Below are 22,707 nucleotides of genomic sequence, written 5' to 3' on the forward strand. Positions count from 1 at the left end.
GGAGGAGGAGGTGGTGGTGGCGGTGGAGGAGGTGGAGGTGGTGGTGGTGGTGGTGGTGGTGGTGGTGGTGGTGGTGGTGGTGGTGGAGGTGGTGGAGGTGGCGGTGGTGGTGGTGGTGGTGGCGGAGGAGGTGGTGGTGGCGGCGGTGGCGGCGGTGGCGCACCAGTGAGATTGGCTACAAGAGTCTGCATTTGAGCTGTATCACCCTGGCCGGGTTGTGGCTCAATCAAGAATATGTAGCTTGCCGGGTACCACGCTCCGGCGGTCCAGTACGTGTAGCCTGTCCACTGATCCGAGTTGGCGTGCATATACTGGAGCATCGCCGCCAGACTGGCATTTGCTCCCGGATCTGAGGTGACACCGATTTCGCTCAGGAATGCAGTTTTGCCGTTTGTTTTCAACCAATCTGTGAAACTGCTCAGTGTAGCTACTGCGTCAGTCGGACTCAGATAGTCTGTGTGCGTTCCAGAGCCATCGTAGTCTAGATACTGGTGCACATCATATGACCAGTTATTCATTGGATCGGTAATCTTGATCATCTCGGATGCATTTAACGAGAGGAAATTAACGGGGTGCATCCAATAAGTCGATGGAACTAGAATCAAGTTTGAAGCACCAGTCGCACGAATCGCATCAATTGCTGCTTGCGAAGAAGCGCGCCAGGTGGCAGAAGTCATACTGCTGCCCACTGGCTCGTTCATCAATCCAAATATTACTTTTGGATTGCTCGCGTAGTGCGCAGCTAATTTCGCCCAGAAGTCAGCAAACATGGAATTTGGCTGACCACCCGTTACACCAACTGTAGAGCCAAACCACGCTCCATAGTTATGTGGGTCGATAACTGTCGAGAGCCCTTTAGAAGTTGCATACGCAACTACTGCGTCAAGCCTCGCTAGTTCTGCCGTAGTCAGAGGTCCATTGGCAGTCGGTTGCATGCGCTCCCAGGAGAATGGTACGCGGATGACAGTCAGACCTTTGGATGCGAAATAGTCAATCTCTGAGTTTGATGGATAGACGTAATTCGTGTTGTAAACGCCTGGTACTGTCGTAAGATTGAATTCTCCGCCGGAGATGTTGACGCCTTGCAGTGTCATGCCACCGCCCGCGAAGGCTGGTAAACTGAGTCCAAATGTCGCTGCCAACAGCATTCCTGCGCACGACAAAGTCGTCAGGCGCATATTTTCTCGTATCGATGGCATCGCCTTCTTACGATTAAAACGTTTTCGAATTGACATTGCTTATACTCCTGATTGAGAAGTTGCGCCCGGTTTGTTATTCAAACCGCGCAACAAGTCAATTGAATTGGACACGCAATTCAACGGACATGGAATTTCTTTTCCAGGAGTTATGTATTCCTTACGCCCGCAAAAATTTGATCTCTAACAGTTTCTGACTAAAGTCGACAAAGTCTGTAACAGTCGTACAGTTCGTGCATTCGGCGTCTGACTATCGCCAAACCTATAAGAAATTATGGGATGACCAGATGAAATTTCCAGGGTGTCTTTCAGTTACGTAATTTCCCCACTGCGAAATTCCAGGATTTTCATATTATTAGGATCCTCCTCAATTGAATAACAGGTTAACCCGTGGGAATAGACCGGTCTCGCGACCTGCCAGCTTCCGCAGGTGGTGAATCTCCACATTCGTGGAGTGATACCGCTTCGCATATCTGGAGTAGCGCCACAACTTTTGTTCATGACCATCCAGTCGTTGCAACCAGCATTGCTGTGGTTGGCACTGCAGGTGCTTTAGCCGCCTTAAAGGGACGTGCTGGGGTTGTCCTGGATGCTTCGGCAGGCGGAAGAGTCGGACTAGAGGCGGCGGGCGCTGAATCGTTACTGGCAAACAGTAAGGCGGTCTTTGCGGGCAGTGACTCAATGCTTGCAAGAACTGAATCCAGTCTCGCTTCGGGTCTTGGTGAAAAAATTGTTGCAAGAAATGTGGGAGGCGAACTTTCTCCCGTCTGGATCAGCGGCCCTGAGAAAATCATCTCACCGTCAGGCATACAGATAATCACGGCCGACCTGAGCAGCCTTGGTGCCGGTGGAGTAGTCGATGCATTTCCGCAAATTCCGAAGATGGTTGTCTCTGATCCTCTCTTTCGCGCCGGCGGATTGGTAACCAACTTTGAGGGCAATCTGCCATCGCTTTATGAAGCCGCCTCCAGCAATGTTGTTCGACTGCAGGTGACGAGAACTGAAGGCGCTGCTACTTATGCAAAAACTGGTTCAGGATACTTCAATCCGCAGGGAGAAATCGTCACCGCGCATCATGTCATAAGTGGTGGACACGAGATCAACGTCTTCGGAAAACCTTTTGAGCAGCCGCTGCGTGCCATCGTTCAATCTGTTGATCCCGAACACGATCTTGCTGTTCTTAAACTTATAGATCCCCCGGCAAGTATTCTTAAGAATATTCGTCCATTTAATTATCGTCCTGCAAGCGAACTCTTGCAGCCGTCTGAGCAGGTGATTGGATTCGGTTATCCAAATGGCGCACACACTCTTACAGCAATGCCTGGTAATTTTTCCAACTGGAAAAATATACAGCTGGGCGTCAGTCCTGAAATGACCGGGGATGCTATGCGAACCTTCATGGAAACTGCTCCAGGTGCATCTGGTGGTGCTATGGTTGACGCAAATGGGCGCCTGTTTGGCACTATTGTGCAAATGAACAAAGGCGACCATGTCGGCTGGTCTGTGCCATATTCAGCAGCGCGTGGCTTTTGATCGAGTTCACAGTTCCGCTCGAGCTAAACTGCATTTGATTCAAATGACTTTCAATAACACTGCAGTTCGAGCCAGACGTTGCTGAAATCTTGCTTCTGCAATGCCTGTTCATCAATACAGAAATAGAGCATTCCGCCGTCGCCCCACATGAAATCAAGGGTTTCATCGGAATCTAATTGCAACAATAGTTTCCAGCGGCGCGAATCGTTGAACAGTTTCTGCTCTTTTTCGTCGATACCGCGAATTTGTTCGTAATCGATACCACTGGTGACCAGTTCGATTGATTCGCGAAAGTCGGCTTGAACTAAGTGAGGATGCCCGAGTAACTGATGGAATGGTGGCTCTTCGTAACAATTTTCGATGAATTTTTCATATTCACTATGAGCTTGTTCTGGAAGAGAAGAGAATTCGTCTGAGGCAAGATCGGGATAAGTAGGCTCCTCTATCCAATCTATCGAGTATTTTGTTCCCTCCTCCTCGTTGTGATCGAAATACTGCTCAAGCTCCGTTTTCTTTGGAAAGTAGAACACTTTCCATCCGTCCTTATCGGCGGAGGATGAACCCCACGGCTGATCTTCCGTATCGTAAAAGAAGGATAAGATTCCCTTTTGAGGCAGCAAATCTTCGATATCTTTGAATCTCGCTATTTCTTCCAGATCAATCTGGGCGAGGAATGTTAGTTCAGTGCCGTCTGCTCGTGCGGGCCATCGAAAGTGCTTTGGCAAAAGCGGATTGCCTTTTATTTGAGAGCTGGAGCCATTTTTAAACACCGGGCGCAGTCGCAGTGAAGGACATTTGTGCTCTTGCGCAAAGGCTTTTGCAATCGTTCCCTTGATCGCGCCTTCTTTGTGCTCTGCGATCTCCTTTCTGAATTGTTTCACTTCTTGCTCTTTGTCCGCCGCCAGTGAATGACATGTTTCGAGAAATTTTGTCAATTCGCTCTTTATCTGGTCATCTGAGCTGGTGCATGCTGCTACACCAAGTTCGGCTTCGCGAATCGCCATCTCAATGTCGTTCTTTTTAGTTTGCACTTTCGCTTTCAGTAGATAGGCGAGTGGTTTTCTCTTGTAGCTGAGCGACATGGAAAGATTTTTGAGCGCAGCATCATAGTCACCAGACTCCAAGGCTTCCTCGCCAAGTGCAAACAGTCTTTCGGCCTCTTTGTCCGTCGTCATTCGCTCAGCCTCATCAGTGACATCCAATTATACATGAGCTTCCGGCAATATCAGGTGCCTGTCGAGTTTGAGCAACCTTACTGAATATCAATTTACCTGGTAAGTTGGTATTTTAGACTAAAAGGAAATGATGACTATGAGATACATTATTCCGCTGTCTTTCGCTGGCTGTCTTCTGGTTTGCATCTCATGCAGCACCGCTTTTGCTGGTAATGCTGAGTGGGAGCAGGCAACTCATCTGTACTCACAGGGCGATTACAGAAGCGCTTTGAGTGGTTTTCAAAAAATTGCTGAGAGAATGCCGCGCGACCCATCTGTGCATTATATGCTCGGGCAGTGCTATAAGAATTTGAATAACACGAAGCAAGCAGTATCGGAATTGGAATGGGTATCCAAATACGCAACAGACCCACGTATCAAGAATGGTGCGATTGCGCTGCTGGCACAGATGAAGCAGGGAACCAGCATTACTTCTAGTGGCGGCATCATTCCTGGTGCTATTTCGCCCTACTCCGTAGCTCCATTTGCCTCAACGTCATCTTCCACACAGCCGGCCAAAATTCCACCACCAAAAACGCTGCTAAATGATTCTGTGTCATATACGGTTTCGGAAGCTTACAAGAAAGGTTGGGTTCCTTGTAAAGGAACTAATTGCCTGAATTATGGAACATCAGGATGGCACCACGAGAAAGTGGAGGGTTATCCGGATTCGAACATGTGGATGGTGTATCCGAAACCTGACGGTAAACAGTATATTTCTCAGCTCCATGTCGGTGAGCTGGTCAAAGATGGCGTACGCATGGGCGCTTGTCCAGTGTGCAACGGAAGCGGATGGGTACCCGCCAAATGAGAGCCGCCCGGGCTCCTGGACCTGGACGGCTCTGATTGTTTCAGCGTTGGGCCGAATTCTAGTGGACTGCAGAATGTTTCGTAGTGCTCGCCTGGTTCATCTTGGCACGAGCACGTCTGACTTTGTCTATTGTTTCCATCGCTCGTGCGGCAACGAATACGTTGCTGTCATCGCTGAGATCTCGAAGCAGGCACATGGGCAAGTTAGGGTCTTCAGCTAGAGCGTAACGAACATCACCTGATTCATCGTGAGCAAGCCATTTGAGTAAATCCATAGTGACGTTAGGATTGCTTGCAACGCTGGCACGCACGGCCGGATCGTTATCCCATGTCAGCGCCGATAAAAGTGTGAGAGGGCTTCTAGGATTTTCCGCTACTCTGCTGCGAATTTCTGGTTCAACATGCTCCGCCAGAACTTTTAATTGCACTGTTACTGTTTGTGGATTGCTTGCTCTGAGATGATTTTCGTTAACCATTCTGTATTCCTCCAGGATGAGCGGCTTCGCACGCCTCTTTCGAGACGCACCAAAGGTGGTTGTAGCCAAATTTGCAGTTAATTTGATTGGGAGGAGAGTTGCATCGTCTGTTTTGCCAAGAGTCGTCGAGATTTCCGATCAACGTACGACCTCTTGCTCGATGTCTCTCCCGTCCCCAACTTTTTCATCTTATCTCTGCAGCAAGCGAGCGTCCAATATGCACAGCCTATCGATTCGATTACGAATCCTAATGGATGGGCTTGCGAATGCATTGAAACCAGCTCAGCAACTGTGTTAGCGAAATATGGAACTTTCTGTTAACGTCCTCCGTCCTGTCGATAGTTCAACAAAGTATTCACAATTACGAGGGAGAAACAAGCTATGGGTAAGGCAGCGATTTTGTGGTTTATGGGCGTTCCTACAGGCGTTATCGCTCTTCTCTGGATGTTTGGATTCCTTCACTAAACCAATTTCCTTTTATATTGATTTGTTTTGCGGCACCGCCTGCGACGCCATACGCGTCGGCGGTGTTTTTTTCGTAACGTCCGTGCACATGTCTTACAAAGACCTGGCTTACGGCCACTTCTATAAAAAGAGAGCCGACCGGGCTCCTGGACCCGGCCGACTCTAACCTGTAGGTGCGCGGAACGGCACTGCGCAATCGCGCAGATCGCCATCAACCAGCGAACCGGAATATTTTTTTGTGTCGGTCTACGAAAACCAATCTGGTTCGTGAGACGTTCCACTGAATGAAGTCATTAGGACTTCGTTAACACACACACAACATGCAATAACCGTATGACGGTTGCAGTTCCCGGGAGAGTGCGTGCTGCAATAAGCAGCACAGTTTTTGAATACCTGTCTGCACTCCCAGGTGCGGAAAACCAGGTCAAACACGTTGCTAGGCGTTTCTAGGCGGCTATCCGTGCGTAAGTACTCGTGGTCGACAGTTCTCTTTTGAGAGAAATTAGTGTTCTTCTCGCTCTTTCGGCGACATAACAATTGCTGTCATTACTGAGCTTGCGAAGCAGTGCCGTGGGCAGTGCCGGGTCTTCTGCTAGTGAGTAACGCACATCGACACATTCATCGTTGGAGAGCCAGGTCAGCATCTCCATCGTTACTTTAGGATTGTTAGCTACACTTGCTCTTACTTCCGGCTCGCGGTCCCATAAGAACGCCGCTAACAGCGTTACGGTGATGCCTGGGTTCTCAGCCACACGGCTGCGAATTGACGGAAAGACGCTGTACGCCAGCAGGTTTAAATGAGATGAAGCCGTAGCTGGATTTGAAGCATACAATTTATCCCTATTAAACATGGTCCTGACGTCCTCCTGAATACGCGCTACTCAGTTCGCCCCCTCAGGAGGCGCACCAATGGCGGTGTTTAAGTTGTAATGTTATGGGAGAGACAGGTCTGTCGAACTACTGGTGGAATAAATCCGCTTTTCATTTCGACTGCCTTGGTCGTCCCTCGGCTTCCATACTTCTATGATAGACCTCGGAACCTGGAACGTCCAATACATGGTTCTTATAGAACTCATTGGGAATCCTAATGAATGGGGACAAACTATTTCTAAGCCCGGAAAGGCGATAAAGTGACATAATTCCGGTTTGCAGAGATCCCAGTTGGAGTTGCCCTTGAGATATATAGTACTTATTTGGACAGTCTGGACCGTTTGTTTCACCGGTGTGACCTGCCTTTCTACCCCAGCGGCGCTGGCGGAGAGCGCGAACGTGCGGGGCACGCGCGTGCAGATGGAAGTGCCTGAGGGCTTCAAGCCTGCTGCGAATTTCTCTGGCTATGGTAACGAAGCGCTCTCAGCTTCCGTTATGGTCACCGAGATGCCCATCCCATTTGAGGCAGCCACCGCCGGGTTCAACCAAGCCGGATTGGAATCAAAGGGGATGAAGCTTATTTCTAAAGAGGCGGTAACGAGCGGTCCATATAATGGATTCATCGTCGAGGTCAAACAGAATGCCTATGGGGTTGATTTTGATAAGTGGATAAACGTATTTGGCGATCAGTCGATGACTGTGATCGTAACAGCAACTTATCCTGTATCCCAATCGGAGGTTTTGTCTAAGAAACTGAAGGACGTGGTTTTGTCGGCTCGCTTTGATGCTACAGCAAAAGTCAATGATCCGATGGAAGACTTACCCTTCACCGTATCTGGTACTACTTCTTTGAAGATTGCAGGACGCGTGCAAAATACTTTGTTGTTGACGCCCTCAGGCAAAATGACGGCGCCTGCCGATGCTGTTGACAAGTCTGTATTCGTTGTAGGACAGGCACTTTCCGATATGGAGATTGGCGACAAAAATTCTTTTGCTCGCGCAAGACTGGAGAAGACCGAGAATTTGACCGATATCAAAGTGCTTGAGGAGAAGGATACGACAGTGTCAGGCATGCCTGCACGTGAAATTCTCGCCAGTGCAAAAGGCAAGAAGGGAGAGCCTTTATTCATCTTGCAGACTATCGCATTTGGTCGCGGCAGTTATTTCATCATGCAGGGCTTGACCGATATGACCAGAAAGACGCGCATGGAATACGAATTTCGTTCCGTTATTAATTCGTTGAAACTCAAGGCAGCAGCAAGTTAGGTGATTAAATGGAGCTTCGACATTTAGGATACTTCGTTCGCGCCGCTGAACTCTTGCACTTTACGCGCGCAGCTGAATCGCTTTATATTTCTCAGCCGACTCTCTCCGTGCACATTCAGCAGCTTGAAGAAGAGTTTGGTTCACCTCTGTTTGCTCGCATCGGGCGTAATGTTCGATTGACAGAAGCTGGTCAAATTTTGCTCGATCGTTCTCGTAATGTTATTCGTGAACTGGAGTTGGCCCAGCAGGAGATTTCCAGCCTGCAAGGTTTGATGCGAGGTACGCTGCGTATAGGTGCCTTGCTTGCATTCAGTCTGGAGATGGTGCCGGTGTGGCTGGGTGTGTTCACTAAAGCTTATCCGGAAGTGCATGTCATCGTCAGCACTGGTAATCATCATGATCTGGAGCGAGGAATATTGGACGGCAATTTCGAACTTGCCTTTTCCTTCCTGCCTCTTGAATCTGACGATCTCGCCTACACCCCTCTTTTCGAAGAAGATGTAGTGATGGTAGTTTCGGCAGATCATCCATTTAGTAAGCACGAGCACATCTCGATTCGGGATCTCGAACACATTCCGCTGGTGTTGCCCAGTCGGCAAACTAACACTCGCAGAAAACTGGACGAATTTCTGGTGGAGTATGACGTGCATCCCAAAATCATTGCCGATGTCGACGATCTGCACGCACTTTTGACAATGGTGCGAATCGGCAAAGTTGGCACTGTTTTGACACGTATGGCAGTAGCGGGCACTCGTGACCTGGCTACGATTCCGTTTGGCAAGGCATCGGAGAAACTGATGGCTGTAGCTATGTGGGATCGTCGGGCGCAAACTACGCCTGCGGGGGAAGCGTTTCTGGAAGTCGTGAAAACTCATTGTGGTATAGAGCCATCGAAATCGACATAAATCAGCCGCTTGTAGGAATCACCTTATTCCTATCCACTGTGATGATTATCATTCTGGCCAGGAAGACGCAGTTGCTCTATGGTCCAAGGTCGCGACCGGGGAAAGTGTCGGCCAAAACTATAGGGGAACTGGAAGTCAAAATTAAGCTCAATAGTGGTGCAGCGGTGCTGGATGACATGATCAGTTTGATTCAGCTTTACAGGAAAGCGAATCGATTTGAGGAAGCCGAACGCTACTGCAAACAAGCACTCTTGATTGCAGAGGCTGAAAAAGGCAGTGAAAGTGAAATTCTGGTGCCCGTCTTGACTGAATATGCCAATGTTCTCACGGGCATGCGACGAAAGGTCGAAGCCGACAAATTGAAGGAGCGCGCCAGACAGTTAAGCAAAAACAAATCGGCATAGCACCGATTCAGTTTGGCTAGGCTGATTTTTGCAGGTCTTCGAGCACACCAGGATAGATCTCGAATGCTGGTTTCAGCACCGGCAGAAGTGCCAGGGCTTTGTTAACCTCGCCCTTAGATTGCATTTTACCTGTGAGCAAAGCAAGCGCTGGATTCTCTTTGCCAAGCCAAAAGTGATGTGCGACATCTGCTTTCATGAACATCTCTACGTCTGGTTTAAGTTCATTTTGGCCGATGCTGACTTTGATTTCCCGTCCATCACTGCCATCAACAGTCACCCAACCGTCTGGATCTTTGTAGTGAAAACGGACGATCAGCCTTGATTGCAGCAATCGATCAGACATGCCTTTATCGGCTTTGATGCGGGTCCATAGCTCCTGCATGACGTCATATAAGTGTTGTGTGTTAGTAAATATGGACATGTGCGAACTCCCCCCTTGTTTCTACACTATCACAACAACGCAATATGAGTAATGGCTGAAAGGCTTACCAGGTTGCCTTGCGCGGGCGTATGTGGTTGTCGGATCGAACTATTTACTGCCCGGTGATCGAAATTAGGACTCCGGCAATAGTGACGCGGAGCCTCAAGTGTTTGTTGCCACCACCGGTGAATCAGGAACTGCCGCTGGATTTGGCTAATTCTTCTTGCAAAAGTGCAAGCATCGGATGTGCTGGGCTGAGTTTTTTAGCGCGGTCAATCGAGGCTTGAGCCCCTTCAACCTTTTGCAATTTCAAATAAGCCTGAGCTTGCCCGAGGGCAAACATGGGGTCATTTGGGCTGAGTTCCTCCCCGGCACTGAACTGAGTTATCGCTTTCTCAGGGTCGTGCTCCAGGTAAAATAGACCGGCACCAAATCGAGCTGCGGCAAAATTTGGAAACTTGCTTACGACATCCTCGTACAGACTTTCAACTTTATCTGCACCTTTGTCACCTGAGAGTCGGGCGATGTCGCACCTCATCAACTCTGCTTCTCGCCAGTCTTTGCGACCGCTGGTTGACAGGGCTCGGTTGACGAGCTGATCTGCCTCTTTTACCAATTCTGTTGCCGAGGGTGAGCCGACGCGATATTTATGCAGCAGGAGTTCGGCTTTACACAAAAGACCTGCAGGATCACCAGGGCGATGATCCAGATGTCCGTTTATAATCGCTTCGCAGATATCCGCTTTGTTGCCTGCCAGTAAGCCTGTCACTACCGAGAGCAGTTTAGGCTCTCCGTGAAATTGTTGCAGGGCGAGCTTAGCAGCTGCTTCGGCATCTTCGAAATTGCTTGCGGCAGTGTAGCCGATGATTGAACGGATAAAATAGTCAGCGTCGACTTTATCTTCGTCTCGAATGTCTTCTTGCGAGACGACACGGTAATCTTTTCCATCAAACCATAACAATGCATAACGCTTATTCGGATCGAAGCCGAACGTAAGACTTCGCACTATCAGGTCTTCGCCTGATTCTTTTACAAAGTGGTGGTAGTCGACGAAAAGCATCTCTAATGGTGCTCCACACAGGTCGCACTTCTGATCGCTTGCTTGCACCGACGAAGATGACAGGAGTGCCCAGGCTATGAAGTCCCATACAGTGCGGTAAAACTTAACGCCCTCCAGCCCGATCAGAGTTTTGTCGGTTGTCGTATCGCCGCAGGTCTGGCATTTAGAGGTGCGGATCAGCATGTCGACAAGCGGTTCACCTGACTTTGCCAGTGCAATAGTCTTTCCCCGCACCTCCAGGCTGGTTTTGTTGGCTGGTACGATCAGGGTAGGCGTTGTTCTGTCTGAATTGGTCAGAAAAACCTTTCTGATCCAGTAAATCGCTCTGGCCGCACTGGCTGGGTTGTTATCGGACATGTAGGCGATAGCGGCGTCTAGTTGAGCATTGACGTCGCCTTCTTGTGCTTCCAGTTCGATTCTTGCCAATGTTTCAGCGCCATCATTCATCCTGTAATTCCTTAAATCGCATCTGAGCATTACAAGCTAAATTACACCTTTGACTTGAGCGTTTTGACTTCCATAATAATAAGTCAACTATCGCGCGCGACCGCACCAGTAGACCCAGAGGATAAAAACTAACTGAAAAGGTAGCCGCCACCACAAAATTTCGTGAGGCATGCCGAAGTCGATGCTGTTGACCGCCATATTTATATTGGCTGGAAAGACGGCGATAAGCAGAGCGATCAGCCCGTAGGAAGCAAGTTTGCGCAACTTTGGCACGAGCAGTCCCAGACCGCCGGCGATTTCGCAGGCGCCGCTAAAATAGACCAGAAACTCGGGGAACGGCAGCCCTTCGGGAATTATTTCCTTGTAGACGTAAGGGTTTTGAAAGTGCAAATAGCCGGCAAAAATAAAGAAGAGGGCGCACAGGATAGTGGCAATGTTCTTCGCTGCTTGCAGATATTTCTCGCGTGTCGTTTTGTTTTCTTTCATTGCATTCCAATGATACTAGCTTTGATGATACTAGTTTTCGCAATTTGGATCTTTCGTCTATGTTTGTGTGATCGCAGTGTCATATCCTGTTCGTCCGTGAGCTTGGTGGGCACCATATATAGTATCATATTTACTGCTGAGTTGGCGCGGAATATTTCCGAGACAATGATCAAAGTCTGATCTTTTCCATTCAGCAGCATCGCCACTGTTACACTGTGCAGACGTTGAAGAAACAGCAGCGACCTGTTCTAAACGGTCTAATTGGCGGCTTTGTAGCCGCGCTTTGGTACTTCATAAGGAGAGAACAATGAAACGTAAAGCATCAGCCGTATGGCAAGGTGGATTGAAAGACGGGAAAGGCACGATTTCGACCGACAGCGGCGTATTGTCGAACACACAATACTCTTTTGGTACACGTTTTGAAGAAGGCAAAGGCACCAACCCGGAAGAGCTAATTGCAGCTGCTCACGCTGGTTGCTTCTCGATGGCTCTTTCAGCTCAGCTCGGTGAGGCTAAATTGACAGCCGAAAGCATCAACACCACCTCGACTGTAACCTTGGAAAAAGACGAAAAGGGTTTTGCTGTAACTGAAATACATCTCGATGTTGTATGCAGAATTCCAGGAGCCGACGAGAAGGCTTTCATGACTGCGGCTGAAAATGCTAAGTCAGGTTGCCCGATTTCACGTTTGTTCAACGCCAAGATTACGATGAACGCACGTCTGGAAACCAAGGCTGCTGTGTAAGCGGCTGGTCGCTGACCGTCGCTGACTGTTGGGATAAGAGAATATCCCGGAAGGCGTCAGGTTCTAGCAGTTTCTTATGAGAGGGGGGCATTTTGCCCCCTTTTTTACTGTGATTGCGCACAGAAGCTCCGTCCGCTGGCAGAGGCGCATTAAAAAACACGGGGTACCCCTCAGGTGAGGTATGGCGTGCAGCTGAGCCGATGGCTATGCTGTGTGGATAGCTACCGGAGTTTTCGATGAATAGAGTCCCCGCGGATTCAGACGTTTTGAACAGCACCTTGAAAGAGGAGGCGCAACTTTCTCGCAATGTAAAAGTCGCTGCTAAAGACCTTGGCCCCGAACACACCGACGTCGCGCTGTCGCTCATGGACCTCGGAGATTTTTATTTCAGAGAAGAGAGATTTGTAGATAGTGCCGAGTCATTTAGACGAGCCATCGATATCTACGAAGCTCTTGGAGAAGGACATCAAATGCTTGCTGCGATGGCAATGAGAAGCTTATCTGCGGTTTTGATGTTGCAAGGGAAGTATGCTGAAGGTCAAGTCATGAATAGGAATGCGCGCATCCTTATTCAGAGCTATCAATAGTTGCTTTCATAGACAGCTGCGAAATTATCAGGCGTTTGCTTCCACCTGTTTGCATCGTTTCAAATTTATGATTCGAAATTTTTCGTATCTGATCAGTTTATTGTGCATTTAGCGGTATACAATAATAACCAGGCAAATGAATGCAGTATTCGGGGATATATTCATGCGGCGACCAGTTCGAGCATTGAACATAAGCAAGAACATCAACTTCGTAGCGCGTCTAATCGCGTTACTCGTGTTGATGATTTCTGCATTCCCGAACTCGGCCAGTTGTGCTGTTCGTGCCGACATGAATGTCGCGCCCGCCCATAAATGTTGTGCACCATCTGCACCATCATGCGAGAAATCTGTGATTTCGAATGGATGTTGTTGCAAAGCTGCTCCACTGGATCGAGCCGCGACACCAGGTCTCATAGCACCGTCCACAACACCATTCAATGCGGTGGCAACATTACCGCAAACGCCTCTGCCGACAAGGTATCTGGCCCAGTCGGTCGTGGCTCGTGATAGTGATGTCAGCAAGCCGCCGGCGCCCAAGATATACATTTTTTATCGTGCACTTCTGATTTAAAAAGCACTTGAATTCAGGAATCAATTATTTGGTTTGCGAACAGCGAGCTGTCTTTGTTCGCAGTAATTCAAGGAGTATTTAATTATGAAGACTATCACTACAAAGCTTTTGATGTTTGCAGTTATGCTGCTGTCCTTCGTTTCTTTCGTCAACGTTGTACCAGCCTTCGCTGGCATGGCAGGGATGGAAGCTTGCATAAAGAACTGTGGCGACTGCTCCACTGCTTGTGACAAGGCTCTGGCCGTAGAGCAAGCTAAGGGCAAATCTGCAAATGCTGAATTGGTCAAGGCGCTCACTGATTGCGCCGCAATCTGCAAAACCAGCGAAGGCATGCTGAAGCGTGGTTCAGAGTTCCATCCTAGCGTATGCAAAGTATGTGCAGATATCTGTGCAAAATGCGCTAAGCTCTGCGAAAAGTCGAAAGACAAAGCGATGCAAGACTGCGCTAAAGAGTGCCGCAAGTGCGAAGAATCCTGCAAGAAAATGGCGAGCTGACATTTCAATGCAGTGTTGATCAGCGCTAGCTGCATCGGCAATTTCGCAGGAACGAAAACGGTTGAGTGGGGCGCGGCAATCCGCGCTCCACTTTGCTACGATCTCTGCATGAAGATTTCTACCTTATTAAGTGCATCGATATTGTTTTTGAACACAAGCACCACCGCGCTTGCTGAAGACATGAAACCAGCCGCACCTCGTATCCACAGCGAAGCAATGGAATTTCGAGGACTGCCAGGCAAGCTGAACACCGTGCCGATGTTTAACAGTAACAGTCCCGAAGTCGTTCAAAGCGAGGGTATCTTGCTGTCGACTTTTCCGGCTCGGGAAATGAAATTTCCGGCGGCGCATTTGCACCAGGCACTCAAAGGCAACTTCAATATCTTCTTTCATCACATCTCCAACGGTTTGCTGACAAAGTCGACCAGGACGATATACATCGGGATAATTGCGCACAATCCGAATAACGTGAGTGCGATTCTGAGAATAGATCGGGCCGCTGCATATTTGAGTCAGCCTGATGCTCCATTCAAGACGCTGCCTGCAAGCTCTGACAATAGCCAGGGTGATGTTTACGCAGGACCAGGCGATAGGGTGATGTCCGACTTTTTGCATGAAAAAACAAATGATCCCATTTGGCCTGAAAGCATCATCATTCCTCCACATCAAACGCGGGTTATCGCTGCGTTGCCGATTCCGATCAAGGCCTTGACCCCTCCCCTCAATGGGCTTTCGGGCTTAATTTCAGCGAACTCCAGTCAGTCTATTTACCTGGCATCACTTGCGCTATACGGCAAGAATGATGGCGAGGTTGATGTCGTGCCTGAGCTGGCTGATTGGGAGAAGGCTTTGCACAACGATGACCTGGTGCGCCCGAGAGAAAAGCCACCAACTCAACCAGGCACCAAAAATAGTATCGTCTACGGGCGCGTAGCAGGCATATCGAACGGCACCGTGTGGGATGGTCTCATAACTGATGGACCAGATGAAAAGTACTTGTCAGTAAAGCCTGGCACGAAGATTTCGTATCCAATCAGCTCGATTGAACAGGGCACTTTCGGCACGGGACAAATTCAGAGCGCTGCCATGGTGAAGCGGTACGCCGATACCGCTCATCAGTCACATGGAAATTATGGGGTGCACTATGTTCTGCAAATTCCTCTGCATAATACAAACGAGATAGAGACGGTTGTGACTATACACTTGCAAACGCCTTTGAAGTCAGATGAACGCAAGAATGAGTTGCTGTTTTACGAAACGCCTCCTACCCGCGTATTTTTTCGCGGTACGGTGCGGGCCCGTTACAAAGACGACAGCGACCAGGCCTGTGATAAGTTCATTCATCTCGTAGAAAATCGCGGTGAACGAACCGGGCCGCTTGTGCAGCTTCTTTTGAAGGGGGGAGAGCGCAGGAAGGTCACTCTTGATTTGTTTTACCCGCCCGATGCGACACCACCGCAGGTTCTAACTATTAAGGCTTTTCCCCTGGTGCAATAGACTTTTTCGGATTTCGCATCGTTTGGAACGTCCGGGCAATTGGCATTTGCACGATTGGGTGTTTCACCGCATGAAGTGTGGATTCTCTACGAGCTAATCAGCGTCAGTGCCACCGAGTTTGCTGGTCTGGAGCCGCAGCGAATTGGCGATTACAGATACCGAACTCAGGCTCATTGCGGCGCTGGCGATCATTGGGTTAAGCAGGATTCCCAGTGAGGGGTAGAGCACTCCCGCTGCCAGTGGGATTGCCAGAGCGTTGTAAACGAATGCCAGGAAGAGATTTTGTCTGATGTTGGTAAGCAATAAGTGGCTGAGCGTGACTGCGCGGAGCAGTCCTCGCAAATCGCCGTTGACTAGCACAATGCCGGCTGCTTCCAGCGCGATATCGGAACCAGCATCCATAGCGATGCCGACGTCTGCTGCACTCAAGGCAGGTGCATCATTGATTCCGTCTCCAGCCATCGCCACTATGTGTTTGTTCGCTTGTAGCGATTTTATGTAGTTTGCTTTGTCGATGGGTTTAAGGCCCGATTTGGCCTCGTCGATGCCAGCTTGTGCAGCTATAAAATCTACTGCCTGTTTTTGATCGCCGCTCAACATGATTGTTTTGAGACCGCGTGCTTTTAGTTCGTTCGTTGATTTTTTTGCTGAGGCTTTAATTTTGTCGCCAGCCGCCAGCACTGCGATTAGCTTGTTATCTGCTTTCAGATACATCAATGTTGCACCCTGAGCCGATGCGGCGGCGATGCGTTTTTTTGCGGCATCATTTGAAATTAGCTCGGTTCCAGCTGCGTCGTTCGCGGACGGTTCGCCGCTGTCGTTGTGTCTGTGGCTATCGTAGTCGTTGTTGTCGCTGCTGTTGCTGTTGCTGCTGCTGCTGCTGCTGCTGCTGTCAGCGCCACTTTTGCCTAGAAAATAATTGACACCATCTATTTTTCCAGTGACACCAAACCCGGTGAGAGCTTGAAAATCTGTCGACTGTGAAAGCTGCTGCCCCTGTTTTTGCGATGCATTCAAGATGGCGTGCGCAAGCGGATGTTCGCTGCCTTGCTCTAGAGAGGCGGCTATGCGCAGCGCCTCACTCTCAGTTCCTTCGATTGCGATCGTTTCCAGTAACGTTGGTTTTCCTTCTGTCACCGTTCCGGTTTTGTCTACGATGAGCGTGTCCACTTTGGCTAAGCGCTGTAAAACCTCAGCGTTGCGAATCAGCAATCCGCTAGATGCTCCTCGCCCGACAGCAGCAATTACAGCCATGGGCGCAGCCAGCCCAAGCGCACAGGGGCATGCGACGATTAAGACCGCGATGGAGTTCATCACTGCATTCGTCAATGATTGAGCAACCAATGACCAATATGCAAATGTTGCTATCGCGATCAGGATAACGGTAGGCACAAAATATTCTGCAACTTTGTCGACGTCTTTTTGCATGGGCAAACGACTGCGTTGACCTTGGTTAACAGCCTGGATTATGCGTGCTAAAACTGTGTTGGCGCCGATTTCCCGGGCTATTATGATGCAGCTTCCGGTGAGGTTAATGGTGCCGGTTGTGACTGTATCACCAGCAGTCTTGTCGAGCGGCAACGGTTCGCCGGAGAGCATCGATTCGTCAACCGTCGTTGCGCCTTCCGAGACGATTCCATCGACAGGAATTTTTTCGCCAGGTCGAACTCGTACCGAGTCTCCGACGCGAATTGAATCAATTGTTACATCGACTTCACTGCCGTCAGGTTGAACGACTCGTGCTGTTTTTGGTGCCAGCGACAATAACTTGCGAATGGCGTTCCCGGTTTGTTCGCGTGCGCGCAATTCCAGAACCTGACCCAAAAGCACCAGTGTGGTGATTGTTGCGCCTGATTCGAAATAGACCATCGATTCACCGTGCGCCATTGGATTACCGTGCGCCATTAATTGACCGTGCGCCAGCGCGCTGTTCAAGACGTCGGGAAATATGGTCACAACGCTGCTGTACACAAATGAGATGCCAATGCCCATGCCGATCAATGTGAACATATTCGGGCTGCGATTGAGTATTGAATCCCAGGCGCGCTGAAAGAATGGTGCACCGCCATAAAATAAAACAGGGATGGAAAGCACCATTTGGATCCATGCACTTGTCTTTTCATCAAAGGGAGAATGTACAGCAGGAATCATGTCCGGCATACTGAGCGCGAATAAGACAACGGTGAAAATTGCGCTGACAACAAAGCGACGTTGCATGTCGACTAATTCTGGATCAACGGCGTTTGGATCCAATGAGCTGATATCTTTCGCTTCCAGTGCCATGCCACATTTCGGGCAAGGTCCAGGCTTAGTTGACAGAACCTCCGGATGCATTGGACAGGTCCATTCTGTTCCAGGTTTTGCCACTGCCACCACATCTGGTTGCGGCGCAAGATATTTGCCGGGGTCGTTCTTGAATTTTTCCTTGCAACCCGGGTGGCAGAAATAGTATCGAGTGCCATCCAGATCGTAACTGGGCGTGCCATCAACCGGTATCACGTCCATGCCGCAGACAGGGTCGAGCATGGCGATCGATTCGCCTTTTGTGGACGGGGAAAGGTGGTCTTTCATATACTACGTTTGATTAGTGTTGCTCGGAGTCGGTGCGAGCATGCCCACTAAATAGTACATGGAGTTTTATGCCGGAACCCACTCTCAAGCAAATTTTTCTAGCATCGGTAATGCTGTTTGGGGCTCCTTTCGCGGCTTTAGCTGCAGCGGATGCTGGTGAGAGTTATAAAGGACTGGAATATTTCGGTTCATCTCAGCTCACAACGATGGAACTGGAGAAGATTCTTGCTCTCAAACCCGGAGCCAGCTTAATTCAGGTCCAGAAAGCTCTGGATCGGTTGGACAAATCCCTGGAAGCGCGGCACATTCCGAACAATCTGGAGGTTGTTGCCGGCGAGCCTGGCTCTGTCTTCATAAGTGTGGACATTCTAGATAGTTCAAATGAGACTGTGCCGACTCGGAAACTTAAAAATCCCCGACACGTTCTGGTCCGCAGCGAAAAACCGTTCATCGTCCTAGATGAGCTGACCAAAAGGCTCGAAAAGCTTACGCAAGAGGGGCGAACGTGGTCTGAGTCGTATCGTGACGGCTGCAAGTATTACTCTGATGAACCGTCCAATCAGTGTGTCGCTGAGATTGAACGATTTGCTCCTGACATGCGCGAGGAGCTTCTTGCGGTAGTGGAAAGCGATCCTGACGCGACCAGGCGGAGGAAGGCAATCGAACTGCTCGGTTGGTCAGGCGAAGTGCCGTATACGGCTAATCGTCTTACCGATGCTTTTGACGATAGCGACCCGAAGGTTAGAGTTGCCGCAATCAAGTACGTCTTTCCGAGACTGTCGATGCTTCCTGAAGATTATCCATACATACGCCTGGTTCAGGCTGCATCTAGAGAGTTGAACAGACCCTCTCATCAAGATCGTTCCAAGGCGCTCTACGTACTGCTGTGGCTTGCGAAGAAGAACGTGCTTTTCGTGCGTGACATCAAGCAGCTAGACGAGGCAAGGCTCAAGCAGCTTGCTAGCGATAGCGTTTTGCCTACGGTCAAAGTTCCAGCTCAGCAGTTGCTTGACATTATTGCCCAGTGGGATAAGGGACCACTCAGCCAGTAGTTAAGTGACGTATTGATTTCCGTACTCAGCGATTGCGCTGCTCGTGAACGAATTAAGCTTGCGCTGCAGGCAGTAGTTTCGGACCTTCAGGGATTAGTCCGATAAATAATGTTTGGAGCCGTTATGTTGACAAGCGTACGGGTATTAATCAATTAGCCGGTGGGAGTGGTTGCAGCCTCTTTAATAGACCACATGTCGTGAGGGCGCCCCATCCACCGGCGCCCTTTCTTTTTGAATATTTTCGCCAGGTCTCGCGGCACCGTTGGTGGTGTACGGCTCAGTGGTCGTTTCGATTTAGACGACACGCCCTCTGCCATCGTAAAGCAGCCTTTCAACAGGCTTTCCACCCACAAGATGCTGTTCGACTATCTCTTTGCAGTCGGTAGGTTGCACTTTTGCGTACCAGGTCGACTCGGGATAAACAACGATGAGTGGACCGTTTCCACATTGATCGAAACAGCCGGCCTTGTTGATGCGAATCTTTTTCTTCAGTCCGCGATCGGCGATTTCCTTGCGCAAAGCGTCGCAAACTTCGTTGGCACCTTCGTTCGGACATACCTTTCCGCTCGTGCAGACGAAAACATGCTTCTCGAATACTTCCATAATCAGGTTTCCTTCGTGGTTAAACTCAACCAACAACTCTTTGCGCTTGCCGATCTTTGATGTTGAACATTCAATTATTCATCTTATGATCAACCTGGGCAACTATTGACCACTCTATCGGTTGCTTCTATAGAGCTTTAGCTCAATGTGTTGACGAAAGCTCGCAAGTGACCGGGTCAACTCTTAAGAAAGTCTTACAGCTGCTTATAGAACCGGAACGAAGGGTTGACGCATATACGCATTACTGGCAGAATGACCCATTGCGCTTATGCGTAGACCGCAGACAGCACGGTGCCTGGCTTGCAACAGTCAGACCTAATGATCCACAAGGGTCGCCGGCTCGAGGTCACAAACGACAGCATCAGTCGAAAGACAGCAATAGTCGAAGGGAGCATACTCCCTTATTTGTGATCCCGGCGGAAAATCGTTTCCCCTGGGATTTTTCTTTGGGGAACTCAAAGTACTCACGAGTACAGGAGACGTTCATGGCCACCAAAGCACGCAAGCAGGAAATCGTTTCCGAATTGCATCAATTTTTTGATAACGGCAAGGTCGCCGTTGTAGCTGACGTGACTGGACTTACGGTTGCCGAACTGACACAACTTCGTCGCAAATTGGACAAAGACAATGCCAAATGCCGAGTTGCTAAGAACACTTTGGTCAAGATTGCCACAAATTCAAAAGATTTCGAAGCAATCAAATCTCTGGCCAAGGGACCGTCAGCCATTATCGTTGGTTACGATGACCCTGCCCAGCCCGCAAAAACTACAGTCGATTTCTTCAAAAGCTTGAAGAAGGGCACCTTGCGCGGCGGAGTTCTCGAAGGCAAAGCAATTTCTGCTGAAGAAGTTAAAGGCCTGGCTGAACTTCCGTCCAAAGAAGTCTTGCTGTCCAGCATTATGGGCGGTTTGGATTCTGGCGCAAGAGGCGTCGCTGGATTACTTGAATCGCTCATTCGCGATATCGCTCTCCTTGCTGAGGAAGTGGCGAAGAAGAATGAGTCAGCATCCTGAACGCAGGTTCCAGGATTTTAGTTGCAGCTCGCTGCATTTGACACGTGATTTGAATTGAACAAAGGAGTTTAATCATGGCTACTGCTGTTAATGTCGATGAATTGCTCGAACAGATCGGCAATTTGACACTTCTTCAAGCTGCAGACTTGAAAAAGAAAATGGAAGAAAAGTTCGGCGTCACTGCCGCTGCACCTGTCGCTTTCGCTGCTGCTCCTGGAGCTGGTGGCGGCGCCGGAGCTGCTGCTGAAGAGAAGACCGAATTCGACGTAATCTTGACGTCAGTTGGCGACAAGAAGATCGAAGTTCTGAAGGTTGTTCGCGAAGTAACCGGACTTGGTTTGAAAGAAGCCAAAGACCTGGTTGACTCTGCTCCTAAGCCATTGAAGGAAAAGGTCAAAAAGGAAGACGCTCAGCAGATGAAAGAAAAGATCGAAGCTGCTGGCGCAAAGGTAGAAATCAAGTAGTTTGTACATTTGCCGACCGAATAAGGTATTCTCTGATCATGATCGCGAGAAGCGCCTGACTAAGGAACGCAAAGTATGAAATGCCCTGGATGCGGACTTTATCACCCGCCACAGTATGAGAAATGTGTCTCATGCGGTGCCAATTTGAAAAACCAGGCACAACCAAACAATCAAGAAGTGGCGGGACCGTCGGTAGTTACTACTGCGCGACCCGCCACTTTTGATAGTGAGCCTGCACCCGCTAAAGGCGGCCGAGGCAGGCGCCCTGAAAAGAAGAAGAGTCGAGCCGAGCTGGAGGCCGAATTAGAATTTCAAGATCACGAACGGGCGCCTGAAAATCGGACGGGACGCGGGGGCGTTTCCGACCAACAAGTTGCTCGTGATGACAGTTACGTTAGCAAACATGGTTACAACCATAACGAGCAGGTCTCTGGTGCCGAGCAGTATGCAGGTGCCGAGCAAAGTTCAAGTGATGAGCGGTACGCCGCTGACGATCGCTATACCGGTAGTGATCGGTATGCTGGTGATGGCGGTTACGCCAGTGATCGCGGTTACGGCGGTGATGGCGGTTATGCTGGTGACGCTGGTGATGGCAGTTACGCCGGTGATGAGCATTACGAAAGCGGATCTACCGCGAGCAGATCGCGCCGTTATACTTCAGAAAACGAATTTGATATGTCCGAGCGTCCGCCAGATCCTGTGCGGCGCTCTAAACATGTAAAAGGTAATTTCAAAAGTGGTGTGCCCACATCGATGGGGATACTACTGGCGGTGACTGTTTTGCTCATCTCTGCGGGAGCAACATTTTTCTTCGTCACCAAACAGCCCGATGACGAGCGCTTGTATGAACAAGGACAGAAGGAGTTGGCAAACGGACAGTATGCATTCGCAGTCACCACTTTGAATAAAGCGCTCTCTTTGCGTAAGAAAGATGGAAAGATTTACCTGGCTCTGGCTCGTGCTTATGTGGGTGTCGATCAAGTTGAGAAGGCCTGGGATTGTATAAGTCAGGCTCAGCAACTCGGCATGGGCGTCGTCGCTGAACCTGCACTGGCATCGGATCTGGCGAATTTTTACCGGCAGCGTGGCAAGTACGAAAGAGCAGTTGAGCTACTGCGTCCGTTAGCGCAGGGAGGCATAGCAGGCAAGAAAGCGGAGCTCGCCGATCTTGATGCTCTCTGGGGCGATGAATCTCTGCGCGCCGGAAATCTTGATCAGGCTTTGAAATGCTGGGAAGAAGTGCGCGATTTGCGAGAAGGCTCCAGGTACGGTGAGGCTGATGCGCGCCTGGCGACGATTTACCAGAAGTGCGCAAACACGGCAGCCAACGATAATGATGATGCCAAAGCTCTCGTCTATTTGAGCAAATTGAATAACATCGCTCAAAACTCTAGAAATTACGAGATGGCATCAGATATTTACGTGCGAACAGGAGAGCTCGAACTGGCTATCGATCAGCTTCGCAAAGCCATAAAGATGAGTGCACGCAATCCTGTGCTGGAGAAAAAGCTTTCTATACTTTTGTCTAAACGAGGCAAGGAGCTTCTCGACCAGGG

General features: G+C 49.5%; 22 protein-coding genes and 1 pseudogene. 13 read left to right on the top strand and 10 right to left on the bottom strand.

Annotation, left to right across the window (positions count from 1 at the left end; genetic code table 11):
- A partial coding sequence (locus EKK48_11120; protein ID RTL42532.1) for a glycoside hydrolase family 5 protein occupies positions 1–1,235 on the bottom strand: 1,235 nt, incomplete at its 3' end.
- Positions 1,236–1,586: 351 nt separating this feature from the next.
- Between EKK48_11120 and EKK48_11125 the strand changes: the two genes are divergently transcribed.
- Positions 1,587–2,729 (top strand): serine protease, encoded by a 1,143-nt coding sequence (locus EKK48_11125; protein RTL42533.1) that lies wholly within the window; start codon positions 1,587–1,589, stop codon positions 2,727–2,729.
- A gap of 50 nt (positions 2,730–2,779) precedes the next feature.
- Here the strand turns inward: EKK48_11125 and EKK48_11130 are convergent, their stop codons facing one another.
- Positions 2,780–3,904 carry a DUF1963 domain-containing protein gene (locus EKK48_11130; protein RTL42534.1) on the bottom strand — a complete coding sequence of 375 codons (1,125 nt, stop codon included), beginning with the start codon at positions 3,902–3,904 and terminating at the stop codon, positions 2,780–2,782.
- A 127-nt stretch (positions 3,905–4,031) separates the two neighbouring features.
- Here EKK48_11130 and EKK48_11135 point away from each other — a divergent pair, with 127 nt between their 5' ends.
- Complete coding sequence (locus EKK48_11135) at positions 4,032–4,754, top strand: tetratricopeptide repeat protein (protein ID RTL42535.1); 723 nt, start codon at positions 4,032–4,034, stop codon at positions 4,752–4,754.
- A 58-nt stretch (positions 4,755–4,812) separates the two neighbouring features.
- On the opposite strand, the gene EKK48_11140 is transcribed toward EKK48_11135, so the two are convergent.
- Positions 4,813–5,229, bottom strand: a complete 417-nt coding sequence (locus EKK48_11140) for a hypothetical protein (GenBank protein ID RTL42536.1) — start codon at positions 5,227–5,229, stop codon at positions 4,813–4,815.
- 911 nt (positions 5,230–6,140) lie between these two features.
- Positions 6,141–6,545 (bottom strand): hypothetical protein, encoded by a 405-nt coding sequence (locus EKK48_11145; protein ID RTL42537.1) that lies wholly within the window; start codon positions 6,543–6,545, stop codon positions 6,141–6,143.
- A gap of 322 nt (positions 6,546–6,867) precedes the next feature.
- Between EKK48_11145 and EKK48_11150 the strand changes: the two genes are divergently transcribed.
- The 3 genes from EKK48_11150 to EKK48_11160 are packed head-to-tail and all read left to right on the top strand — an operon-like array spanning position 6,868 to position 9,139.
- Positions 6,868–7,830, top strand: a complete 963-nt coding sequence (locus tag EKK48_11150; GenBank protein RTL42538.1) for a hypothetical protein — start codon at positions 6,868–6,870, stop codon at positions 7,828–7,830.
- Positions 7,831–7,838: 8 nt separating this feature from the next.
- Positions 7,839–8,735, top strand: coding sequence for a LysR family transcriptional regulator (locus EKK48_11155; protein ID RTL42539.1), 897 nt, complete (start codon positions 7,839–7,841; stop codon positions 8,733–8,735).
- Positions 8,705–9,139 (top strand): tetratricopeptide repeat protein, encoded by a 435-nt coding sequence (locus EKK48_11160; GenBank protein ID RTL42540.1) that lies wholly within the window; start codon positions 8,705–8,707, stop codon positions 9,137–9,139. Before EKK48_11155 ends, EKK48_11160 begins: the two co-directional genes overlap by 31 nt.
- A gap of 16 nt (positions 9,140–9,155) precedes the next feature.
- On the opposite strand, the gene EKK48_11165 is transcribed toward EKK48_11160, so the two are convergent.
- The 3 genes from EKK48_11165 to EKK48_11175 all read right to left on the bottom strand — a co-directional run bounded on the left by EKK48_11165 (position 9,156) and on the right by EKK48_11175 (position 11,553).
- Positions 9,156–9,560 carry a hypothetical protein gene (locus EKK48_11165; protein RTL42541.1) on the bottom strand — a complete coding sequence of 135 codons (405 nt, stop codon included), beginning with the start codon at positions 9,558–9,560 and terminating at the stop codon, positions 9,156–9,158.
- Between the two features lie 190 nt (positions 9,561–9,750).
- Positions 9,751–11,067: a hypothetical protein gene (locus tag EKK48_11170; protein ID RTL42542.1), complete on the bottom strand. Its 1,317-nt coding sequence runs from the start codon at positions 11,065–11,067 to the stop codon at positions 9,751–9,753.
- 87 nt (positions 11,068–11,154) lie between these two features.
- Positions 11,155–11,553, bottom strand: coding sequence for a DoxX family membrane protein (locus EKK48_11175; GenBank protein RTL42543.1), 399 nt, complete (start codon positions 11,551–11,553; stop codon positions 11,155–11,157).
- A 307-nt stretch (positions 11,554–11,860) separates the two neighbouring features.
- Here EKK48_11175 and EKK48_11180 point away from each other — a divergent pair, with 307 nt between their 5' ends.
- Both EKK48_11180 and EKK48_11185 read left to right on the top strand, forming a co-directional pair.
- Positions 11,861–12,298: an OsmC family peroxiredoxin gene (locus EKK48_11180; GenBank protein ID RTL42544.1), complete on the top strand. Its 438-nt coding sequence runs from the start codon at positions 11,861–11,863 to the stop codon at positions 12,296–12,298.
- A gap of 236 nt (positions 12,299–12,534) precedes the next feature.
- Positions 12,535–12,885 carry a tetratricopeptide repeat protein gene (locus EKK48_11185; protein RTL42545.1) on the top strand — a complete coding sequence of 117 codons (351 nt, stop codon included), beginning with the start codon at positions 12,535–12,537 and terminating at the stop codon, positions 12,883–12,885.
- A 108-nt stretch (positions 12,886–12,993) separates the two neighbouring features.
- Here EKK48_11185 and EKK48_11190 read toward each other — a convergent pair whose 3' ends face one another.
- A complete protein-coding gene (locus EKK48_11190; GenBank protein RTL42546.1) occupies positions 12,994–13,431 on the bottom strand; it encodes a hypothetical protein in 438 nt (145 codons plus the stop codon).
- Positions 13,432–13,540: 109 nt separating this feature from the next.
- Between EKK48_11190 and EKK48_11195 the strand changes: the two genes are divergently transcribed.
- Complete coding sequence (locus EKK48_11195; protein ID RTL42547.1) at positions 13,541–13,951, top strand: four-helix bundle copper-binding protein; 411 nt, start codon at positions 13,541–13,543, stop codon at positions 13,949–13,951.
- A 108-nt stretch (positions 13,952–14,059) separates the two neighbouring features.
- Positions 14,060–15,448, top strand: a complete 1,389-nt coding sequence (locus EKK48_11200) for a DUF3370 domain-containing protein (protein ID RTL42548.1) — start codon at positions 14,060–14,062, stop codon at positions 15,446–15,448.
- A gap of 93 nt (positions 15,449–15,541) precedes the next feature.
- On the opposite strand, the gene EKK48_11205 is transcribed toward EKK48_11200, so the two are convergent.
- A complete protein-coding gene (locus tag EKK48_11205; GenBank protein ID RTL42549.1) occupies positions 15,542–18,019 on the bottom strand; it encodes a heavy metal translocating P-type ATPase in 2,478 nt (825 codons plus the stop codon).
- A gap of 68 nt (positions 18,020–18,087) precedes the next feature.
- On the opposite strand from EKK48_11205, the gene EKK48_11210 reads away from it, so the two are divergent.
- Entirely contained in the window at positions 18,088–19,071 is a 984-nt protein-coding gene (locus EKK48_11210; protein RTL42550.1) for a HEAT repeat domain-containing protein, read from the top strand.
- Between the two features lie 294 nt (positions 19,072–19,365).
- Here the strand turns inward: EKK48_11210 and EKK48_11215 are convergent, their stop codons facing one another.
- Complete coding sequence (locus EKK48_11215) at positions 19,366–19,674, bottom strand: (2Fe-2S) ferredoxin domain-containing protein (protein RTL42551.1); 309 nt, start codon at positions 19,672–19,674, stop codon at positions 19,366–19,368.
- A gap of 485 nt (positions 19,675–20,159) precedes the next feature.
- Between EKK48_11215 and EKK48_11220 the strand changes: the two genes are divergently transcribed.
- The 3 genes and pseudogenes from EKK48_11220 to EKK48_11230 all read left to right on the top strand — a co-directional run bounded on the left by EKK48_11220 (position 20,160) and on the right by EKK48_11230 (position 21,745).
- Positions 20,160–20,687, top strand: coding sequence for a 50S ribosomal protein L10 (locus EKK48_11220; GenBank protein ID RTL42552.1), 528 nt, complete (start codon positions 20,160–20,162; stop codon positions 20,685–20,687).
- Between the two features lie 74 nt (positions 20,688–20,761).
- Positions 20,762–21,151, top strand: a complete 390-nt coding sequence (locus tag EKK48_11225; GenBank protein RTL42553.1) for a 50S ribosomal protein L7/L12 — start codon at positions 20,762–20,764, stop codon at positions 21,149–21,151.
- A gap of 522 nt (positions 21,152–21,673) precedes the next feature.
- A pseudogene (locus EKK48_11230) lies at positions 21,674–21,745 on the top strand (PE-PGRS family protein).
- The last annotated feature ends 962 nt before the right edge of the window (positions 21,746–22,707 follow it).

This window comes from Candidatus Melainabacteria bacterium, assembly GCA_003963305.1.
GTDB lineage: Bacteria > Cyanobacteriota > Vampirovibrionia > Obscuribacterales > Obscuribacteraceae > PALSA-1081.

Coding starts and splice junctions, on each gene's coding strand:
- EKK48_11130 (RTL42534.1), bottom strand. CDS start 3,904: ATGACGACGGACAAAGAGGCCGAAAGACTGTTTGCACTTGGCGAGGAA.
- EKK48_11190 (RTL42546.1), bottom strand. CDS start 13,431: ATGTATATCTTGGGCGCCGGCGGCTTGCTGACATCACTATCACGAGCC.
- EKK48_11215 (RTL42551.1), bottom strand. CDS start 19,674: ATGGAAGTATTCGAGAAGCATGTTTTCGTCTGCACGAGCGGAAAGGTA.
- EKK48_11200 (RTL42548.1), top strand. CDS start 14,060: ATGAAGATTTCTACCTTATTAAGTGCATCGATATTGTTTTTGAACACA.
- EKK48_11185 (RTL42545.1), top strand. CDS start 12,535: ATGAATAGAGTCCCCGCGGATTCAGACGTTTTGAACAGCACCTTGAAA.
- EKK48_11225 (RTL42553.1), top strand. CDS start 20,762: ATGGCTACTGCTGTTAATGTCGATGAATTGCTCGAACAGATCGGCAAT.
- EKK48_11145 (RTL42537.1), bottom strand. CDS start 6,545: ATGTTTAATAGGGATAAATTGTATGCTTCAAATCCAGCTACGGCTTCA.
- EKK48_11175 (RTL42543.1), bottom strand. CDS start 11,553: ATGAAAGAAAACAAAACGACACGCGAGAAATATCTGCAAGCAGCGAAG.
- EKK48_11155 (RTL42539.1), top strand. CDS start 7,839: ATGGAGCTTCGACATTTAGGATACTTCGTTCGCGCCGCTGAACTCTTG.
- EKK48_11205 (RTL42549.1), bottom strand. CDS start 18,019: ATGAAAGACCACCTTTCCCCGTCCACAAAAGGCGAATCGATCGCCATG.
- EKK48_11220 (RTL42552.1), top strand. CDS start 20,160: ATGGCCACCAAAGCACGCAAGCAGGAAATCGTTTCCGAATTGCATCAA.
- EKK48_11165 (RTL42541.1), bottom strand. CDS start 9,560: ATGTCCATATTTACTAACACACAACACTTATATGACGTCATGCAGGAG.
- EKK48_11210 (RTL42550.1), top strand. CDS start 18,088: ATGCCGGAACCCACTCTCAAGCAAATTTTTCTAGCATCGGTAATGCTG.
- EKK48_11140 (RTL42536.1), bottom strand. CDS start 5,229: ATGGTTAACGAAAATCATCTCAGAGCAAGCAATCCACAAACAGTAACA.
- EKK48_11180 (RTL42544.1), top strand. CDS start 11,861: ATGAAACGTAAAGCATCAGCCGTATGGCAAGGTGGATTGAAAGACGGG.
- EKK48_11170 (RTL42542.1), bottom strand. CDS start 11,067: ATGAATGATGGCGCTGAAACATTGGCAAGAATCGAACTGGAAGCACAA.
- EKK48_11195 (RTL42547.1), top strand. CDS start 13,541: ATGAAGACTATCACTACAAAGCTTTTGATGTTTGCAGTTATGCTGCTG.
- EKK48_11135 (RTL42535.1), top strand. CDS start 4,032: ATGATGACTATGAGATACATTATTCCGCTGTCTTTCGCTGGCTGTCTT.